The sequence below is a fragment of the Echinicola shivajiensis genome (assembly GCF_018642165.1).
Taxonomy (GTDB): Bacteria; Bacteroidota; Bacteroidia; order Cytophagales; family Cyclobacteriaceae; genus Echinicola; species Echinicola shivajiensis.
In genome coordinates this window covers 178,773-198,188 of record NZ_JAHHZM010000005.1, presented here as the reverse complement: position 1 = coordinate 198,188, position 19,416 = coordinate 178,773, and the positions used below count along the sequence as shown (strand labels likewise).

Annotated in this window: 19 protein-coding genes; 15 read left to right on the top strand and 4 right to left on the bottom strand. The window is 35.8% G+C overall.

From position 1 onward, the window contains the following. The first annotated feature begins 173 nt into the window (after window positions 1-173). The 14 genes from KMW37_RS11050 (at window position 174) to KMW37_RS10985 (ending at window position 11,768) form a co-directional block, all read left to right on the top strand. The gene (locus KMW37_RS11050; protein WP_215224685.1) at window positions 174-2,405 is read left to right on the top strand and encodes a tetratricopeptide repeat-containing sensor histidine kinase; all 2,232 of its coding nucleotides are present in this window, start codon (window positions 174-176) and stop codon (window positions 2,403-2,405) included. Further along, window positions 2,386-3,123: a LytR/AlgR family response regulator transcription factor gene (locus KMW37_RS11045; RefSeq protein ID WP_215224684.1), complete on the top strand. Its 738-nt coding sequence runs from the start codon at window positions 2,386-2,388 to the stop codon at window positions 3,121-3,123. The genes KMW37_RS11050 and KMW37_RS11045 overlap by 20 nt, the downstream gene beginning before the upstream one ends. Before the next feature lie 355 nt (window positions 3,124-3,478). Beyond that, window positions 3,479-4,042 carry a LemA family protein gene (locus KMW37_RS11040; RefSeq protein WP_215224683.1) on the top strand — a complete coding sequence of 188 codons (564 nt, stop codon included), beginning with the start codon at window positions 3,479-3,481 and terminating at the stop codon, window positions 4,040-4,042. 2 nt (window positions 4,043-4,044) lie between these two features. Beyond that, window positions 4,045-4,869, top strand: coding sequence for a DUF1266 domain-containing protein (locus tag KMW37_RS11035; RefSeq protein ID WP_215224682.1), 825 nt, complete (start codon window positions 4,045-4,047; stop codon window positions 4,867-4,869). After that, entirely contained in the window at window positions 4,869-5,933 is a 1,065-nt protein-coding gene (locus tag KMW37_RS11030; protein WP_215224681.1) for a DUF3137 domain-containing protein, read from the top strand. Before KMW37_RS11035 ends, KMW37_RS11030 begins: the two co-directional genes overlap by 1 nt. A 32-nt stretch (window positions 5,934-5,965) precedes the next feature. After that, window positions 5,966-6,361: a hypothetical protein gene (locus KMW37_RS11025; RefSeq protein ID WP_215224680.1), complete on the top strand. Its 396-nt coding sequence runs from the start codon at window positions 5,966-5,968 to the stop codon at window positions 6,359-6,361. Between the two features lies 1 nt (window position 6,362). Next, entirely contained in the window at window positions 6,363-7,022 is a 660-nt protein-coding gene (locus tag KMW37_RS11020) for a hypothetical protein (RefSeq protein WP_215224679.1), read from the top strand. A 1-nt stretch (window position 7,023) separates the two neighbouring features. Beyond that, window positions 7,024-7,365, top strand: a complete 342-nt coding sequence (locus KMW37_RS11015) for a hypothetical protein (RefSeq protein WP_215224678.1) — start codon at window positions 7,024-7,026, stop codon at window positions 7,363-7,365. Window positions 7,366-7,479: 114 nt separating this feature from the next. Then, the gene (locus KMW37_RS11010; protein WP_215224677.1) at window positions 7,480-8,043 is read left to right on the top strand and encodes a hypothetical protein; all 564 of its coding nucleotides are present in this window, start codon (window positions 7,480-7,482) and stop codon (window positions 8,041-8,043) included. Window positions 8,044-8,050: 7 nt separating this feature from the next. Next, complete coding sequence (locus KMW37_RS11005) at window positions 8,051-9,343, top strand: PA3715 family protein (protein WP_215224676.1); 1,293 nt, start codon at window positions 8,051-8,053, stop codon at window positions 9,341-9,343. A gap of 4 nt (window positions 9,344-9,347) precedes the next feature. Next, the gene (locus tag KMW37_RS11000; RefSeq protein WP_215224675.1) at window positions 9,348-10,637 is read left to right on the top strand and encodes a hypothetical protein; all 1,290 of its coding nucleotides are present in this window, start codon (window positions 9,348-9,350) and stop codon (window positions 10,635-10,637) included. 53 nt (window positions 10,638-10,690) lie between these two features. Continuing rightward, window positions 10,691-11,191: a hypothetical protein gene (locus tag KMW37_RS10995; protein WP_215224674.1), complete on the top strand. Its 501-nt coding sequence runs from the start codon at window positions 10,691-10,693 to the stop codon at window positions 11,189-11,191. A gap of 116 nt (window positions 11,192-11,307) precedes the next feature. Next, complete coding sequence (locus KMW37_RS10990) at window positions 11,308-11,553, top strand: DUF3892 domain-containing protein (RefSeq protein ID WP_215224673.1); 246 nt, start codon at window positions 11,308-11,310, stop codon at window positions 11,551-11,553. Between the two features lie 32 nt (window positions 11,554-11,585). After that, on the top strand, window positions 11,586-11,768 hold the full coding sequence (locus tag KMW37_RS10985; RefSeq protein WP_215224672.1) for a hypothetical protein: 183 nt from the start codon (window positions 11,586-11,588) through the stop codon (window positions 11,766-11,768). A gap of 17 nt (window positions 11,769-11,785) precedes the next feature. Here the strand turns inward: KMW37_RS10985 and KMW37_RS10980 are convergent, their stop codons facing one another. Continuing rightward, window positions 11,786-12,436 (bottom strand): hypothetical protein, encoded by a 651-nt coding sequence (locus tag KMW37_RS10980; RefSeq protein ID WP_215224671.1) that lies wholly within the window; start codon window positions 12,434-12,436, stop codon window positions 11,786-11,788. A gap of 928 nt (window positions 12,437-13,364) precedes the next feature. Between KMW37_RS10980 and KMW37_RS10975 the strand changes: the two genes are divergently transcribed. Next, window positions 13,365-13,913, top strand: a complete 549-nt coding sequence (locus KMW37_RS10975) for a hypothetical protein (RefSeq protein ID WP_215224670.1) — start codon at window positions 13,365-13,367, stop codon at window positions 13,911-13,913. Between the two features lie 1,082 nt (window positions 13,914-14,995). Here KMW37_RS10975 and KMW37_RS10970 read toward each other — a convergent pair. The 3 genes from KMW37_RS10970 to KMW37_RS10960 all read right to left on the bottom strand — a co-directional run bounded on the left by KMW37_RS10970 (window position 14,996) and on the right by KMW37_RS10960 (window position 19,406). Then, window positions 14,996-16,168: a hypothetical protein gene (locus KMW37_RS10970; protein WP_215224669.1), complete on the bottom strand. Its 1,173-nt coding sequence runs from the start codon at window positions 16,166-16,168 to the stop codon at window positions 14,996-14,998. A gap of 146 nt (window positions 16,169-16,314) precedes the next feature. Continuing rightward, window positions 16,315-17,682: an alpha amylase family protein gene (locus tag KMW37_RS10965; protein ID WP_215224668.1), complete on the bottom strand. Its 1,368-nt coding sequence runs from the start codon at window positions 17,680-17,682 to the stop codon at window positions 16,315-16,317. Between the two features lie 53 nt (window positions 17,683-17,735). After that, complete coding sequence (locus tag KMW37_RS10960; RefSeq protein ID WP_215224667.1) at window positions 17,736-19,406, bottom strand: DUF5018 domain-containing protein; 1,671 nt, start codon at window positions 19,404-19,406, stop codon at window positions 17,736-17,738. Between the last annotated feature and the right edge of the window lie 10 nt (window positions 19,407-19,416).

Genomic DNA, 19,416 nt, shown 5'->3' with positions numbered 1-19,416 from the left:
CAAACAAAGGAATTAATGAATAGATACTGTTTTCAAGTGAAGCACTTGGTTAGAAATGGATAATTTTGTGGCAGGCTTTTCGTTTCGCAGGCATACAATCTGAAATACTTACTCTTACCTTTCACCAAAAAATTGTGATATTAAGCCACTATTCTATCATTTACTATTTTTCAATGCTAAACCAATTTTTCCCATTTATGCACCCTGTGAAAAACTCCATTCTTTCAATACTTGCCTCCCTGTTATTTATTTCAGCCCTAACCGCTCAAACTGAAAATATAGATAGCCTAAAAAATATTTTGGAAAGCCACATAACAAATGATACTACTCGAGTAAACCTTTTATATGATATTGCATATGCCAATTTCCGAAAAGATTTAGACACAACTAAGTTATACCTTGATAAAGCAGATAAACTTAGCGATTCTTTAAATTACACAAAAGGAAAAGCTCGGGTGCTTTTTGCTAAAGGAAGGCTTGAAAACATGAAGGCCAATTATGAAGAAAGTCTATTTTTTTTCAAGAAATCACTAAAGTATTTTGAAGCCATTCAAGATAAAAAGAGGACTGCAGATGTTTACGTAGCTTTCGGTATTACTAATTATGATTTATCTCTGTATGTAAAAGCCATAGAAAATTATCAAAAGGCTATAGCAATTTATAACGATTTAGGAAACAGAAGAGAAATGGCTACCTGTTTAATAAATATTGCAAATGTATATTCTGAAATTGGAAATTATAAAGGTGCCATAGACAACTTTAAAGAAGCTTTAACTTTAAGTGAAGTTATCAATGATGAGGATGGAGTATCACAAGTGTATAGCAACTTAGGGATTGTATACTCAAGACAAGGAAACTACCCCTTAGCCATTGATTATTATACTAAAAGCTTAGCCCATGAAGAAAAAAGGGGAAACACCATAGGTATAGCAAACATGCTTTACAATTTGGCGGACGCTTATACTTCAATTAAGAAATATGATAAAGCCCTGGACTACCATAAAAAATCATTAGCACTTTTAATTAATACAGAATATAAGACTCTTGTAAATGCCAACCACAGCAATATTGGCAAGATATACTTGAAGAAAAAGGAATATCCAAAGGCGCTTGAATATTTTAATATGGCGCTTCAAGTAGGTCAAGAAAGTAATAATCTAAAACAAATTGCTACTGACTTGATCCAGATTGGAAATATCCATTTGCTACAGAACAAACTCATAACTGCCCGCGAAAATTATAGCAAAGCTAGAAAAATCAGTGAAGAGACTAAAAACAAACGTCTTCTATCAGCTAGCCTTTTAGGCACTGCCGAAACGTTTCTACACGAAAAAAAGTATCCCAAAGCCCTTACTTATGCATTGGAGGGGCAGAAAATTGCAGAAGAACTAGAATTGATAGAAGGGCAAAAAAATGCTTCAGTACTACTTTCAGAAATTTATAGCAATACCAATAATTTCAAAGAAGCTTTCAGAAGTCACCAACAATACAAAAAATTAAATGATAGCATTTTCAACAGAGAAAACATTGAAAAAATCACCCAATTAGAATACGAATACAAATACCAACAAGCCTTGGATTCGGCCAGTATTCGGGAGCTTAAGTTAACACAAACTGTCCTAGATACCTCTCAAAGCTTAAAAGAGTCACAGCGTAACTTATTTATAGGTATTGTTACCTTTTTAATAACCACCCTGATTTTGGGAATCATCATTTTGTTATTGAAATTAAGGAATGAAAAATCCAAAACCCAAAATGCATTAATAGAACAAAAACTATTGAGATCCCAAATGACCCCGCATTTTATCTTTAATTCATTATCCGTTTTGCAAGGCATGATTTTGAATAAAGAGCAAAAAAAATCGGTTTCCTATCTATCTAAGTTTTCAAAACTACTTCGTACCATTTTAGAAAACTCCAGGGACCGAACTGTATTGCTCTCACAAGAGTTATTGGCTGTTGAAAATTATTTAGCACTTCAAAATCTGGAAAATGAACGGTACTACTTTTCCATAACAGTTGAAGACACTATTGACACATCGATTTTTAAAATTCCCCCGATGCTTATTCAGCCCTTTGTTGAAAATGCCATAGAACATGCTTTTGTAAACCTCACCGGAAATAGAGACATTAAAATTGAGCTCAGCTATTCCAATGAAGAATTAATTTGCGTAATTACTGACAACGGTTTGGGTATCTATTACCAGAACAGACATAAAAACCAAAACAAGAAATCTATATCAACCGCCATCACATCAGAACGGTTAAAAATATTATCCAAGGAATTTAACAAGAAAGGGAGCCTAACCATTACGGATAGAAAACAGTATCATGAACAAGGAACAACTGTTGAATTGATAATCCCCTATATAAAAACACAAAACAGTGAAAGCACTTATAATTGAAGATAAGGAATATATAAGGAAGGGTCTGTGTAACCTTCTCCAAATCCTCGACACTGAAATAAGCGTAATAGGAGAATGTAAATCAGTGAAGGAAGCGGTCATGGTGGCCCATGCGTGTAGACCACAATTGGTTTTTTTGGACATCAACCTTACAGATGGCAGTGGATTTGATTTTCTAGAACAAACTGAGCACCTGGACTTCAAAGTTATCTTTATTACTGCATATGAAGAACATGCTTTAAGGGCATTAAAAATTGGAGCAGTGGACTATTTACTTAAACCTGTTGATATAGACGAACTACAAACCGCAATTCAAAAAGTGGTGCAACTTCCGGTAAACCGGCAAAAGCAGCAATTGAAAATGGCAAAACAGGTTTGGAGCAATAATAGCAATACATTGGTATTATCTCTCCATGACAGCCTTCAGGTAATTGATCTAAACGAATTAATGTATTGTGAATCTGATAAAGGTTACACTACCTTTTACTGTAAAGACAATAAAAAATACATCGTTTCAAAAACCATAAAAGAATTCGAGGATCGTCTTTGTAAAGCAAATTTCACACGTCCCCACCAATCATATATGGTCAATTTAAAATTCATAGACAAGTATGACAAATCGGGAGTCATTCACCTCAAAAACGGTATAAAAATACCTGTTTCCTCCCGGAAAAAAGAACCTTTTCTAAGCACATTTTTAAATTGGTACAACAGCTAGATAGTGATTTAGCGGATATTCCATAAAGTATTACACTTATTCATTCTACCTCTTCGGAAATAGGTTCTCTATTTCCCGCTTCCTTTTTCCGATGTACTTTCATTGTTGTAAAAAATCAACAATGTACCGGATGAAAGTATTTGACCAACTTGAAAGTATAGTAAAAATTACTTAGGAGATTTTTAATCCTGACTTAATTGGAAATATTTTTTCACCTAAACCAGCATTGTTTCTAATTAGCAAGAGAAGCATTTCGAAAACCAGTTTTTAAAAGGTTTTGCCCAAAAATATAATGAAGCATTTTAATCTAAGTCATTCAAAAAAACAACATCAGAACACGATTAAACCAATAGATATGATTGTAGAGATAATTTTATTGGCTTTGGCATTGGCGGTAATTATTTGTTCGGTTGTGGTCAACAATCAAATAGTTGCACGGAAAAACCAAGTCACACAGGCCTTCGGAAGCATACAAATTTATTTAAAACAAAGATTTGACCTTATACCCAACTTGGTAACACTATTAAAACAGTATCTAGCCCACGAAAAAGAAATACTGCTACAAGTTACTGCCTTACGAAGTCAGGTAAAAGAAGCAAATGAGGCCGAAGAAAAAATTGAAGCTTCAAATGAATTGACAAAGCTGATGGGCTATTTACGACTGAATGTAGAGCAGTACCCCAATTTAAAAGCTGACAAACAGTTCTCGGACATTCAATATGAATTGTCCAATATAGAAGAACAAATATCAGCTGCACGAAGGGCCTATAATGCAGCCGTAACAGCATATAATAATACCATAGAAATGTTTCCGGCAAATATCGTAGCAGGGATCAGAAAAGACCAAGCAAAGCCCCTTTTGGATATTCCTGAAGCCGAACAAAAAGAAGTCAATATTAACCAATTATTCAATTCATAATTATGCAACAATTAGAGAACCTACCATGGTACACCTATGCCATACTGATCATCGTCATTGTCTCATATATAATAAGGTACTTTTTAAAAGCCAAAGAAGGCTATGATGAAAACAGCACATTTAAAGCAAAATTCAAAAAATCAGCAAACAGTACGCTCGACAAAAATCAGCTCTTTGCCATTGCTTTTTATACACCCATTTCTGAGTGGTGGGAGGCCGACACCAACACCTTAGGTTTTTTAAAGGCCAAGGACATTCTGCCCTATTTGGAAGGTTGGGGCATTGACACCAAAGTAGGCTACTGGGACCTAACCGAGTATTTTATGAAAGATGGTCGCCGTTGGTATTTCGATTTTATTTACAATATGATCCAACATGAGCCCAAAGAGCAATGGGCTATATTGATGGCCGAAAAATTTGGTACTAATGAACGCGCATACAACTATCTTGATCAGTTAAAAACGGGAGAAACATTACAGAAATTAAAGCAAAACGGCATACTTACTTTTGATTCCGAACTGGACTTAGGAGTAACAGCTTACGATGCTGCGGTATTAGTAGGACAAGCCCGAAAAGCCTATACTGCCAATATTATTTCTGAAGAAGAAGCTTGGAAAGTCATCCAGTTTGCCAGAGAGCTGGCTGTTCAACATTTTTCATCTTGGGATGAATTTGGAAAAAGCTTGGCCCTTGGTTTTGCCCTTGATTTTGCCCCTGATAGGCGAGAAAGCGCTAAAGAATACAAGGAAGGGGTATTCCATATTTATAAACAAGTTGTGGAAGATCCTGCCAGCCCTTGGAACACAATCTCTTGGCCAAAAGAATAATGCAAGCAAGAATACAGAATACCTATATAGCAACCAGCAAGTCCTTGGCGCAACTGTATCGCAAGAGGAAACGCAGTTTATTTTATCAAAAAGTACTATGGAGCATTACTGCACTCTATATTATAGCCATGCTTATTATTTTTGGGCTAAACTACTTTGCAAATACACCTGCATTTTTAAAACCATTTCAAGTTTCCCCTAATAATCCATATATCAATGTATATTTATTATCAGGGCTTGTTTTATTGTTATACCCCAGTAGTCTTGGATTTGCCCAGGCCTTTAAAAATTTCAAAATAAAAGAAAACGAAACCATGGTCAATATGGTAAACAACCTGTTCCCGGAAGTTGAATTTTCACAAGGTCTTATAGCCCCCAATAAAGAGATTATTAAAAGCAAACTTTTTTCTTGGCTAAAAAAAGAGTCGCCCATGTACAGCTTCGGGCAAATCAGAAGTCATTCCAGGGACCTCCAAATAAATATTGCAGATATCGGCATTGTAGAAAACAATGCATCCAACCAGCTACTTGGTGCATTACTGCAGATCCCTCTACTCAATATGTTTGTTTTGCTGTATCAATATGTACTCAAGAACATGGTTTCGAACAGCTCAGTGGACAATCACACCTTTACTTTTCGGGGAATGTTTTGTTGGCTTAAGTTTAAAAAGAAACTGAATGGACATACGGTAGTAATACCCAATAATACATGCACAAAATTGAACAGGTTAATTAGTTATAACTTTACTGAAGAACAACGAATACGATTGGAAGATCCACGTTTTGCTGAACAATTTCTAGTGTATAGCACCGATCAAATTGAAGCACGTTATGTGCTCTCTGCATCGCTGATGGAGCGCATAGTCACTTTAAAAGAAAAATTCAATCAACCTATTTTATTATCCTTTCAGCACCAGCAACTGTTCTTGGCGGTAGAGAACGAACATGGTTTGTTCTCCTTCCCTTCCGGAAAACTAGATGATCTTAAAATTGTGGAAGAGCTGACACATGACATTCAAACGGGCCTACAGATTGCTTCTGAACTTAACTTAAAAGCTGTGTAACCTTTATTAACAAGGCCTCAAATAGACCTGTCATGAATAAGCAAATTTATATTGTACTTTTTTCTTTACTAATAACAGCCTGCAACTCTACAAAAAAACAAGGATCGGAAATCAGTGTTTTTAACCTGCGAGAAAGCTTTATAACCAAAGATGAAGAGAACTTTTTAAGACAATTTCCAAAAGAGTTTGCCAGATTTCGAACTTATTTTAGTTTGGATAAGGGAAATGATAAACCACAAGAATTATACAAAGAAGCAAATGAATATATTGACTATTGGTTCCTCCTCATCAGCAAACATAATAACCACGAAAAAGACCTTATTAAACTCTGTAAACAAGGGAAGTGGGAACCGGACGCAGTTGATTATCTTCAAGACAAAACCGTGCTTTATATCAAAGAACATAAAAAGTACCATTTAATTAACTGAATTGAGTGACGAAGAAGCCCGTTCAATACTATTTTTCCTTTTCGATTCCCCGCATCCTGTGATTGAAAAAGGCTTGGTTGATCATCTAAGTCCTTCAAAAAAGCAATTACTGGCCGATTTGTTTGAAAAAGCTTTGAGTAGCGATAATGAAATCACAGATTTGAACCAAGCTCCAACAACTTATAAAATTTCTGATTACGTAGGTGCTGAACATTATTTTATAATTGACTTAGATATTAATAATGATACTATACCTGACAAAGTCGTGAGTGCTGGACCTTACCAAGAAGATGAACTGTTATTATTTGTCAATAAAAATGACCACTATGAACTGGCTTTAAAAACCGTGAATTTTTCTGAGGATGGAGGCAATCAAATAAAGCACATTAAAAAGGATAAAAATGGATTTGTTATCGAAACCGCTTTCCCCGACAGGGGGCTTTTTGAAGCGCATTACTTTATTATCTTTAAAAATGGCCGTTGGATGTTAACTCATACTATTTACAAAACAGAGTCTGGTAATGAAAAAGACGCCTTCACCTTTGTTTGTAAGGTCACCCAAAACATCGATTTAAGAGATAAGGATCTGCTATACAAATTAAAAACTATCCCCGATGAAACCATAAGGGATAGCCTTTGCACAAAAGAAAAAAGACACTAAAATGAAAACTTTAAAGCAGCTTTTATCCTACACAATTTGGATTGCTTTGGCTTTGCTATTGGGCATGGTTTATATGCGGTTTGTATTAGGGCCTAATAAGATACCCAAAGAAGGGATGGGATATTTATTTCATATGTTTTATAGTTGGGGGATAGTCCATGTTGGTTTAGCAATTGGTGCTACAATTGCGCTGTTGTTTATTCTTTTAGATGTTCTCTACATAAAAAAACAATTAAAACAATATAAAAAGGCAATATTTTTACGTGTTATGATCCTTCTCCTCATTACAATAATGGTAGGAGTAAGTCATTATATTTTAGAAAAAGTAATTGATGTAATTTGAAAGAACAAATGACAAATCCCCAACCAGACAAAACCATATCTTCATGGTGTTTTGAAAAAGTATATTTTAAACGAAAATAGTTAACACCAAATGGAAATATTTATCCTATTTTTTTTGCTCACAATAGTTGGAATAGGGGCATTCCTCTTATTTAAACTTTTGGGCTGGATTTTCAAAAAGAAAGAAAGGCGACTTGGACTAGCTATTCTTTTGATAATCGTTACTGTAAGCGTTCCAGTTTACCAGCTATTTTTTGTAAAAATGGAGTTTATCCAGTCCAAGGTATATGCAGACTTGTACCTTATTAAAAACCCTGTTGAGGACAAAACAGCTTTAAACCTAGCCATCAAAGAATTTGTGAGCCTCCAACTTGCCCGAGCTAAAGAAACAAGCCCCAATTATTCCTTAAGATTTTATGAATATACCAAAAACTGGAACCCCTTGATATTTGGGGATTATGGGACTGCCTATTTTATAAATAACGAAGAAGATCCTAGCGGCTTTTCTGTTGAAGAACTGTCCATGTACCGTAAGTACCAATTGGCAACATTTGATGTAATATTTTGTGATGATGAAGCCATAGAGCAGTGCGGAGAGCTGCAGTATTTCGAGGAAGGCTTTGCTGTCAAAACAGAAACCTTAAATATTAAACCCCATGAAAATAGTACAGTAAATTAAACCAAAAATGAAACATATTTACTTCATATTATCATTATTGTTTTTCTCATGTGGCGAACAAAACTCTGAGCAAAAAGGAGCAATAGAAATACAAGAAGCAGAAAATGCCGTGGATGCAGCAGCTGAACAAATTGAAGCAGCTGTCGAACCTTCAGAAGGGGTCACAATATTTAGAGAAGAGTTACAAAAACTGAAAGTAAAAAGTGTTCCATTAGTGGATAGCACCTCACTTGGCAGTTTTAAAGATAAAAGTGACTACCAAAACATAAACGCCGAAGCATTAAAGCTTTCTGACGTTAATTGGAATAATTCCAAATTCAATTACCATGCTATTTCAGCCTATCGATTAAATCTCTCTAAAGATTTTCATACCATTGTGGTAACCGTACTACAAAATGATGATATAATAGAATCTCGGCTTATCAACTACGATCTATACGGCAATGTTATCGCTTCCGAAATGATAGCATATGACGAAATGGTAGAAAGCTGGGCTAGATCAAAAGCAACAATTGAGGCGGACCGCATCATACATCACTATCAATATACAGTAAACGAAGATGATGAGCCAGATTCAGGTAAAAGCATCGTTAAAATTGAAGCCAACGGAAATTTGAGACTTTTAGGAATTAGAGATATATGTTATGACTTGGTAATAAAAGATCTTAACCTTAACCATCCGAAACTAATACCTAAATTACAAGCATTTAAAATACTGCCTAATAGTCCAAATGAAGCAGTTGTGGTTATTCCGGAAATTGCAGAAGGTAGCGAAGAAGAAGGTTATTTTGAACTCAATGCGCATATAGCCTTCGTCAATATAGAAAATGAGCAGGTTTTATATCACTATTTTGAAAGCGCTGAAACAAATGGCTGGATTTCGGATGCCATAATGCTAAAGGAAATAACTGTTGACACGGCACCCTATACCATAATAGAAAACGAGAGGGCTTTTGGCATTAAAACCCATTTTGTCGGTAGTTCGCGAGTAAATCCATACAAAAGTGACCGTCTTTCCTTGTATATTATAGCGGACAATAGTTTACAGAATGTCCTACATAATTACGAAGTAAATAAAGGTACAGGTGGATGGGACGGAGATTGTGAAGGTGAATTTGCAAGCGAGGAAAAAACACTCATTATCTTGGAAGAAAGAAGCAATGGTTATTTTGATATTATGGTAAAGAGCAAAATCACCAATAGCATAGCTTTTAAAGACGAAAATGGGGATTGTGACAGCAAAGACACCATTACTACTAAAACCTCGGTGTTAAAATTTGATGGAATCACTTATCAATAAACAAATGAAAAACACCGCTATACTACTTTTACTACTGGTATTTTCACTAATTTTTTCCCTAGTTTCCTGTAAAAAGGCATCACAGAACCATTCAATCCAAGATAGAAGTTCAGGGATTGAAATAAATAAAAGCACAAAAAGCACCGCCACACAGCAGTCTGAGAAACAAATTAGCATTCCCGAAAATTTAGAAAGCCGTTTGAGACCCTATGAAAGATTATATTTCGGAAATATTTATGCTGACACAGTTACGTATATAGATTTCAATAATTATGACTATGATGAAGTGCTGTTCACTGTAAAAAAGGGGATGGACACTATCGTAATGTTAAGTGAAGATAAATGGGAAGGGAAATATTTCAAGGGTGAAAGAATCATTATAAACTGGAAAACGGACAGCATAAGACCTGCCGGTGACCCTGAACATATCAATTTTACAGCCTTTTTACTTTCTTCAAAAAAAGCAAAAGTTGCTGGACCAAAGAATAAAAAAGCAACTGTCTTATGGCGCGAAACCCTGTATGATGAAGAATTAAAAACTGAAGTCAATACCATTGTACTCAATAAAGACTATAAAGAAAACATCACCGAAGCAGAAAGAGCAGCTTTGGGCTATATAGCGACCTTCATAGGAAACGAATGCGAATGGGCTGGTGGAATACCTGATAAAAACAGAAGCAACCTTGATTGTAAATTACTAAGCTACTTGGACTTAGGATACCAATGCTCTGATAAACATTTAAGTTTCTTAAACCAATGGTTTTCAAAAGACACTTTGGCTATAAAAAAACTTAAAAAATGCCCCACAATCCCCAATACGGCCACAATACAATCTACGTTTGATGAAATTTCACTTGAGACCAATCCCCAAACCCAAATCATTACTATACGCTATAAAGTCAATGGGCTAAATATTCGTGAAAATGCTGTTTCCAGCTACACAAAAACGGACCAATTTAAATATGACTTGGAAGGCATAGTATTGCTTGACTCTAAAAAAACAGCAAACAACTCTTTTACCATCAGTTGCGGGTCAGGATGTGCCATGACTTATACTGAAAACAAAATTGTAAGGAATAACAATTCCAATAAAGTAACATTCAAAATAGCAATGTATGTTAATGAAATACTAACTGACGAGTATTTTGAGACCTATATCTTTACCTGCAAACCTTTGGACAATAATGCTGAAATAAAATTAAAGGGAGATGATAATTATAATATAGAAAGCCAACACCCTGAAATTAAGGATAAATTAAGATCGTATTTACTGCAATTATGTGAAGACGCATGAAGCCTCCAAAAGCTAGAAAATGTAAGTAATCCTTTAGGACAAGACCTAAAAAGATGAAAGCAATCATACTACAAGTAGTTACTTTAGCATTATTAATAAGTTGTAACACCCCTAACTACAAAGAAAAGTTGTTTGCTCAATTAGTGGATATGCGCTCTCTACCAAATCAACTTGTAAAAGTAACTGTAATAAAAGATTATGAAATTGCTTATCAGGACAAAAACACTTTTTCAGATAGGTACAACTATCCTAATAATTATGCAATTGGTAAACTTAACACTCAAAAAAATGACTACGAATATGTAACACATATAAACGGAATCTCTCCTATTGAAGAATTTGATTATATTTCCACTATACTTGAAACCTTTAAAACTGACACCACATATATCAGTGTGATCCTTAAAGAAAAAAACATTATCAAAGCCAATATTTATAGAAAAACAAATCATTCAAAACCAATGTTTCGAATGTGGAAGTGGGTAAAAACATCATACAGGGAAATCGCATTTGAAACCCTTGAGATGATGAACCAACATCAGTTTAAAAACTAATCATTTATTTAACTGATGACAACCAATTTATCCCAATTAAAATTCAATTTCCGAAATTTCAGTTTGGGAATCTTAGCTTACTTGCAGATATTGGGCATCCAAACTAGGATTCCATTATGCGAAGACTAAAAATCCAATGTGTGAATAAGATAGAGAAGGGACCACTAAAAGGCTCTATCGAAAGAATTGGTGGATTAAATGAAAATGGTGAAAGATGGAATATTACCGTTGAAGAAGCCATTAAGGGCATACAGTCCGGTTTGTGGGAGTTCTATATTATTCAGGAAAAGCTGGAGGAGAGTATTACTTTTTCTACCTCTGAAGAGACGGTTTTGGGATCACTTATGGAATGTCCTTGGTAGGATATAAAACAACTTTTAAAAACTTATAATCAATGAATAAAGCGATCTTGTCCCAATGGGTTTTAATGGCATTTTTAACCGGAATAGTTTTGGGCGCTTTTATTTTTATCTGGTTAAATACTGGCTTTCAAACCTATCAGGTGCCTATTCTAGTATTTATTTTATTTGGAATTGTAATGCTTTCAATTAGAGTTGGAAAGAACATGAAGGCCTAATCTTTCTTTTTTCATATTTACTGAACTTCAAAACTTATGCCTCCCTGGGTATTATATTTTTGTGCTTTTCCAATAGATAACATCCAACGATCATATGTAGCTTTCTTAAGCCATTCCACCTGTAGGTTGCCTTCCATTGCATTATCAGCATCTGCTTCATGCGCAAGGGTATGTGCCATCCGATAAAGTGCACTGTCCTTTATGTGGTTATGGTGCAGGACAAAAGCCGCATGAAACTTATCCATTGATTTATTTATCTTACCTCTTTCTTTTAAATCTCTGACCTGTACCAACCTGATACTGTCTCTTTTTATCATTTGCGCTCTATAAGTTGGCAAGAAAAATTTAAGATTCTTTCTATCCCCCTGATCCGTACTATATGCATATTCCAGCTTTTTGCTTACATCATCGGATGGGATAATCGCATCTGGTAAAGGCCTCAACAATCCTATAAGTAGTCCGAAAATAGGGATGGAAAAAATTGCCAAAGGAAAATAAAACCATTTTCCATCCAAATGCTTCCTGAACAGCTGAACAATTCCTGCTAATAATATATAAACAAAAAGTATGGCCATTAAAGACAGTAAAGCATAAGAGAACAAAGGATACTGGTAGGAAAAGTACCCCACGGTCATAAGCCCCAAAGCATAAATCAAATAATTTCTCATGGTCGTTATAGATGTTTTGTATTCAAAATAAAGTAGCTCCTTGTATTTCGATATAGAAAAACAAAAAGTGAAAATTTCATGAAATCAAACTTTTAAACATTTGTTAGAAAATCACATTTCCTTGTTTTCGAAATTCAAATATTTCTCGTCACCGTACACCAGCTGTCCGCCAATGTACATTGAATTCCTTCAGGACTTCATTTGATTTCTATTTCACATTATCAACTTGAAAAGAACATGGCCTTAAAACCAATCCAAGAGCTTTTCCTTGTCAACAGCCCGATATTTTTCCATTAGTCAGGTATTTCAAAGTTCAAGAACAATACCAAAGAGTTTCCAATTGACCAGTGTGATGGTCATGGATAGGAGTATTGACTCTGGTAAAATAAGACATAAAAGAACGCATTATTATCTCTAAAGGAATACCAAAAATATAAATAGAATGATAAGTTATGACCAACATAATCCATCCACTCCTCTTGTGTGCCATTTAATTTCGGTAAGGAATAAAGATCCAGTTGGTTGACAAGAGAAAGCATTAATCAAGTCCTTGATCAATTTCCTAAGGGCATACCTTTTAAAAATTGTGGTTTAGAAAATGATGAAAAAACAAATAATCATCTAATTGGATGATCATACTAATAGCGTAATACCCACTAAATCAACAACCTTAATTATTTAATCATGAACAACTTACTTTAATAAAATGACCTTTCCCCCCTATAAAGCGGGTGTAAACCATAATCCACTTTAAAATTCACCTACCGAAATTCGGCTCTTTCCTAATTACCTATCAACTTTGTTTATTATTTGGATTTACACTTTATAAATGAAAACTTACCTTTCAAACAGATAGGCAAAATCACTAAGTTGCTTGAAATTAATATGGTTATTTTTAGCAGTTTATAGATTTAATGGACAAATAATTATGGAGTTTAATGAGTTTTTGGATTGGGCGTTTCAAAGGCACCTTAATCCCTTAAGTTGGTATATCCGCCCGGTTTTTTTAATACTGATATGTTATTTCGCTTATAGGCGTAAATTATCGTCGACCATTATTACCTTCATGGTGATGATGAGCAGCATGGTCTGGTTCCCGCCTCCTACTGAAATAAACCAGCAAATGCAAGAGGTTCTTGAATTTGAAAAAAAATTGCTCAGTGAGCCACTTTCGGCCATAGTAGCCATTTTGTTCATGTTTCTTTTCATCCTTGCCATCCTAACAGCATTCTGGAAACATTCATTGAAATGGGGGCTTATTATTCTGAATGTCACCCTTATTGGGAAGGTTCTCCTATCCTTGTTCTTTACAGGTGATAGTGGGTGGGCGCCAATAGGTAACACCTTATTTGGGCTTTTACTTGTCAATGGCATTGCGGCCATTTTGTATTATTACCGAAAAAAGAGACAGAGAAGCACTGAGTATACAAGGACCAATCTTTCAAAAAAACAGAAGGAAGCAGATGAAATCCTATAATCCTGAAAGTTATATTTTTAATAGAATTTGTGCTTTTTATAAAACAGTACCGATACATATAGTACCCAAAGGCAATCTTAGAGCGCTACTGTACCAAACCTGACCACCGTCATCCCTTTACCAAAATGTAAATTTTATTACAAATACAAAACTACATCTTGCTATCAAGAAATGATAAAACACAATCATGATTCATCTATTAAACTATATCCTTTTTGTTTACTTCAAATACGTTTATAACAGTTAATCTAATTTAAGCAAAAAGACAAGACCTCTTTTATCCACCTTAGTAAATTAGTTTTTATTAAACCAGAAAGCACTTTTCATACATTGAAACATGGGGAGTTCACCTAAAATCTCCACCTATCAGAATGAACCTCGATTTATGAATCCAAAATAGTTCTGGACAGTTTCTATCTTGTTTTTTAACATATAGGCTGCAGATTCGGCCATAAGTTCAAAATCCGTTGAAAAAACTGAAATCCCCAACAGTTGTTTTAATGACGTTTCATTATAAGATATGATCCCTATTTCTTCACCTAATTTAAAATTCAGTCAGGTAGTTTGATTATAGACATTGATAAGATCATTTTCATCTATGACAACAAAAGCTTCATCTTTTCTTAATTCCATATCCACAAATACTTCTTCTATCACATGACCTCTAATAGCAAATTCGCAACAAAATCTTATAAAACCATTCTTTATCAGTTTCTACTCCCCTTCAGATTTATTATCTTCTGAACAAAAGCATTGAAGTAAAACGACTGGACGCATTGGTTCATCTAAACTGACCCAACTCCCAAGCCTTAAGGAGGGAACTAAATAGTCATTCAGCCCCAAACACAGCAATATTTCCTTCCTGGCCCTGCTTCTCTTCATTGGCCACTTGGTCACTTGCATTTACCCTCTTAAACGCTCGTTTCTAAAATTTAGAACAACCTACACATGCAAAAATCGTTAGGTAAGATTTTCTCCATCTTTTTCGATAAATTTAACTCTATGCTTGGCCCTGATTTGGGCGCACAAGCCTTAATCAGGGCCACAAAAACAATAACCACAAAGAATCTCCCTATTAATTACTAAAGGTCTATGGGCACCAAAATCAAAGGTGTAGGTAAACAAGAGGCACCGGGAGGTGAATAAGTAAAATTAATCTCCTGTACCTCTTTTGACGGGTCTGGCTCATAGATCTGAAGTAAAACAGCTTCAGGGGCACCTCTTGTCACTAACTGATTGGAAGGATATTGGACAACCGTTTTGTTTCCTTCTCTATCGGATAATTGCATGGTCATTGCCATCCCTCCACACCATTGACTATTTCCTGACCGAGCATTCCATGTAATTAATGCCAAGCCTTTTCCCTCGGTGCTTTTCCATTTAATATTCGTATTATACATTACCCCATAATTTCCGGCATTCTGCGCAAATTCCTTTTCCTTACCTATCGTCCCCGTAATCCAAGGATCGTCTTTTCCATCTGCAACAACAAGCTGAACAGTCCCATTTTTGGTATCCACTGTATCTCTTGAAATAATTTGATAGTTCGAAACAGGAAATATACCACGACCTGCATTTCCATGGCTGAAAGGAATTATTGTATCAATATCTTCGTATGCTTCAGGACCTTCCTTTTCTGGTGAAGTCTGAAGCACACTGATCATTCCTGGCTGGTCCACCACAAACTCATAAATACCATGAACCAATTCATCATATTGTACTATATTCCTCTCTAATTTATCATCAATAGCTATTACCTCCCCAGGTTTGATCACCCTAACATTATTCAATTCTTTGGACAAGAAGTAATCATATAAACCTTCTTTTCCGATTTTAAAATAATTTGCACTGGGTCTTTGAGAAGAATATTTAAGCATTCTTAAATGCATATTTTCTTCACCAAGATTCTTTATTACAGCGGAGATCTTTCTTGGTATTTTCTGAGGTTCCTTCACGCCATTCACATTATACACATATAATCTTACAGCGCCGGGAACAACTCTTTCTTGCATGGCAATAGCCTCGGGAACTCGGATATATTCGGGATCGTCCGATATAATAAATTGAGGCCCTGGAATCATTGTTTTATCATAATTCATCTTAGGAAAGTCTTCTGACAAAAAGCCTTCTAAATTCACTATGTCCCCTCTTTTTGTTGCTATAAGTTTTTCAGAAATTATATCTTGTATGTTTTGACCTACAGCCAAATTGACAGAAACTGCCCATATAAATAATAGGAATACACTTACTTTCATTGCTATTAGTTTAATTCATTAATCTTTTTTACAGCCCTATTTTCTACCACAAATTAATTGGGACAATATCATAAATACATTATTTATGACATTGCCAGCCTGTTGAGCACGCCCTTTACAGTACTCTATTTGATAAAGTAAGCTACCTATTCACTGATTGCTAGGTCAATTCCTTCCTTGACCTTCCCCCACTGCCCTTTCTGTTTTAAATGGATCATATCAAACAAAAAGTAACCATCACATGCATCCATACAGGCAGCAACAGATTCTACAATAGCTTTCCCTGTCAGCTCGTCACTGGTATTGGCCCATTCTCCATTTCCAATATCAGGCCCGCCCACTACCAAGGCATCTCCTTTTACCTTATTCATGGCTTGAGAACAAAATCCTTGTATGGTCCACTCATTATTTCCAAAAACCCGAGTAGGAGCAGCATAGGCCCCGATGATGATGATATCCATATGGTCTGCGTAGCCATAGTTTTTATAGTTTGCCGTTGCCCAAGAATAGTTGGTACCAATATTATAATCAGGACTCCCCCAATTGACCCCTACATTATAATAAACCGAGTACCAAGCACCCACATATACACCAAATTGCACTTTTGGATTGATAGACTTTACTTTGGTTCGGGCTTTTTCCATAAAATCATGAATCACTTTCACCCTATATTCCAACCATTTATGAAAATAGTCCGGTTTATTTGCTGAAAGCCCAGATTTCACTAAATCATAAGTCATCACTTCCTCAGGAAAATGGGACAAACTAAAACCCAGATAATCCTCAAATTTGGTGCGACTAAGGTCTGAAAAATCACTATCCAAACCGTCGTAACGGCCTCTATCAAGAATAATCCCATCCAACTCTTCATAAGCAGCCAAGTCTGCCAAAAGATCCAGTAAAAAAGCTTGTACCTCTTCATGGGATGGATTAAAAAACACCGCTCCATTATCAGATAAATCCATCGTATTTACTATTCCGTTTTCCGTAAGTAAAGAGGTTGCCCATTCCTTTTTGTTGGATTCGCGATAAAGCATTCCTTGTGCTCCGATACTTGTTCTTACAGCACCTGAAAAAGTATTAATTCCTGCATGCACTTTTAAGCCCAATGCATGACCTTCATCAATAAAGGCCTGAAGATAATCCCAAGTAGCAGTCCTTTCAATTTTGCTGTAGCCAGAAGACAGCCAGGCTCCCAACCATTTCACTTGGTCAACCACATCGGTCTCAAATAGAACATCTCCAGATGTAGGTCTTACGTCAACTACGATATCGGTAAAGCCTGCTTCTTTTGCCAAAGCCAAGTCCCTAGCAATATTTTCTCTGCTATTTGCAAAATCAGGAAAATTAGCAGCTGCATCAATCCAAATAAATCGTGGTTTATCCTGATTCTTTATTTTCTTCTCTTCTTCCCACTCCCAATCATAATCATTCTCTTCACCTTCCCCGCAACCAGAGGCTACTAGCAAAAGTAAAACAAATAATAAGGGAGTTATTGAATTATAATTCCTCATTGTTACATTAGTTTTAATGCATGGAGCAGCTAGCTGCTCCATGCTCTTTTTTACTAAAGATCAATACAATCAAACTGATACCCCACTACATAACCGTTGGTAAACATGAAATATAGGTATAGATAATAGCCATCTTCGGATACTTTCAGTATCACATCTCCAGTACCGTTTAGGTTTGCTGGGGCGCCTATAGCGTTTGGACCATAGGTATTCAATGGTGCCTCCCATACTACGGCAGGACAAGTTTTATTGGATAGGTTTCCTGAAAAATCACTCTCGTTGCTAACATCTAATAACCAAACCGCATCTGCTGCTCCCCATGTAAAACTGTTTACCCAGTTCAAAGTCGCAAAGCTAGAGTTATTAAAGGCAATGTAATCTACCGCATTTGGAATAAAATTAGCACTAATAGCATCCAGCTTACTACTTACAGTATTTGAAGTACCATCCACCCAAGCAAATGTGTTATCAGAATAGGATGCCACAAAGTAGTCCGAATTAAGATCACTACCTGAGCTATATACTACATCACTATTGGTTCCCCAGCCCTTTTCCAGACCTGCCATAGTAATGATTTCTGGTTCTTGGGACACCAGTGTCCCCCCTTCGACCTGCCATCTTGCTATTTGTTGGCCAGCTTGCAAAATTGGAGCGGTAATGATTGCATCTCCATCAAGACTACCCTGAACAGATAGTTTTCGGCCTATAGGAACGCCCCCATCCCAAGTAAGGAACAATTCTGGATTATCTTCAACGGATGAAATAGTATAAACCTTGAATGCCCCGGAATTAGGAGCCAGATTGCAAACCAAAATATTTCCAGCATCATCAGAAGTACTATAGAAATTAGTAAGTGAACCTTTTATTCCACCTAAGTCTATCTCACCCTCTTTTTCTCCTGTTTTTGCATTGAGATAAACACTATTGGTACCTCTTGTATTGATTACTATATGATCTCCACTAAGCGCAAGTCCTCCACTTAAGTGATCCACACCAATACCCAAATCTACATTAAGCTGTTTTGCAAACATTAATTTGGCACTACCAGATCTAATCCCGAATGGTAATTTTTCAGGCACTTCTTTCTTTACAGTATAAACTTGCTTAGTAAGTCCATCGTGTGCTGTAACAGTAAACTGGACTTCGCCATTATAATCAATCAATTCTTCCCTAGGGTCTGGTGAAATGCTGGCATGATAAGATAATCTTAATTCTGCCTTTGCAGGAGCCAATTCCCCTATGGCGACTAATGAAATGGTCTGGGTAGATTCATTTATTACCCCGGCCAACCCTAACTCTGGCAAACTAAACTCTTCAATATGTGCTTCAGAACTTTTTCTCACCTCAGCTCTGACGACATAATCTTTCTTTTCTTTTCGCTGATCTGTAACAGTAATATTATTTTCCCTGGTTAGATCCAAATACAAAAGAGAAGGACTGATAGTTACATTATCATCCAAATTGGCACTTACGCGCATCCGTTTCATTTGCTCCACTGTCACTTCCTGATTACTGCTTATTGGAAAATAATATGGAATAGGAACTATAATCTCATTGCTCCCCTCTTCAAAATAACCTATAAACTCTCCTGTTCCATCTTCAAAAGTGGCTGTAATACTATTGATTCCATTTCTAGAAACTGGTGGCAACAGCTCATCTGGTTGTTGGCATCCTATCACAAGCAATAGAATGACCAGCATATAAATGATATTATGTTTTTTCATCTTACGTCTT

What these genes read in the sequence shown, in the direction of transcription:
- KMW37_RS10985 (WP_215224672.1), top strand. Translation starts at nt 11,586, where the DNA reads ATGAATAAAGCGATCTTGTCCCAATGGGTTTTAATGGCATTTTTAACC.
- KMW37_RS10960 (WP_215224667.1), bottom strand. Translation starts at nt 19,406, where the DNA reads ATGAAAAAACATAATATCATTTATATGCTGGTCATTCTATTGCTTGTG.
- KMW37_RS10995 (WP_215224674.1), top strand. Translation starts at nt 10,691, where the DNA reads ATGAAAGCAATCATACTACAAGTAGTTACTTTAGCATTATTAATAAGT.
- KMW37_RS10975 (WP_215224670.1), top strand. Translation starts at nt 13,365, where the DNA reads ATGGAGTTTAATGAGTTTTTGGATTGGGCGTTTCAAAGGCACCTTAAT.
- KMW37_RS11005 (WP_215224676.1), top strand. Translation starts at nt 8,051, where the DNA reads ATGAAACATATTTACTTCATATTATCATTATTGTTTTTCTCATGTGGC.
- KMW37_RS11025 (WP_215224680.1), top strand. Translation starts at nt 5,966, where the DNA reads ATGAATAAGCAAATTTATATTGTACTTTTTTCTTTACTAATAACAGCC.
- KMW37_RS11035 (WP_215224682.1), top strand. Translation starts at nt 4,045, where the DNA reads ATGCAACAATTAGAGAACCTACCATGGTACACCTATGCCATACTGATC.
- KMW37_RS11040 (WP_215224683.1), top strand. Translation starts at nt 3,479, where the DNA reads ATGATTGTAGAGATAATTTTATTGGCTTTGGCATTGGCGGTAATTATT.
- KMW37_RS11015 (WP_215224678.1), top strand. Translation starts at nt 7,024, where the DNA reads ATGAAAACTTTAAAGCAGCTTTTATCCTACACAATTTGGATTGCTTTG.
- KMW37_RS10970 (WP_215224669.1), bottom strand. Translation starts at nt 16,168, where the DNA reads ATGAAAGTAAGTGTATTCCTATTATTTATATGGGCAGTTTCTGTCAAT.
- KMW37_RS11050 (WP_215224685.1), top strand. Translation starts at nt 174, where the DNA reads ATGCTAAACCAATTTTTCCCATTTATGCACCCTGTGAAAAACTCCATT.
- KMW37_RS10965 (WP_215224668.1), bottom strand. Translation starts at nt 17,682, where the DNA reads ATGAGGAATTATAATTCAATAACTCCCTTATTATTTGTTTTACTTTTG.
- KMW37_RS11000 (WP_215224675.1), top strand. Translation starts at nt 9,348, where the DNA reads ATGAAAAACACCGCTATACTACTTTTACTACTGGTATTTTCACTAATT.
- KMW37_RS10980 (WP_215224671.1), bottom strand. Translation starts at nt 12,436, where the DNA reads ATGAGAAATTATTTGATTTATGCTTTGGGGCTTATGACCGTGGGGTAC.
- KMW37_RS11030 (WP_215224681.1), top strand. Translation starts at nt 4,869, where the DNA reads ATGCAAGCAAGAATACAGAATACCTATATAGCAACCAGCAAGTCCTTG.
- KMW37_RS10990 (WP_215224673.1), top strand. Translation starts at nt 11,308, where the DNA reads ATGCGAAGACTAAAAATCCAATGTGTGAATAAGATAGAGAAGGGACCA.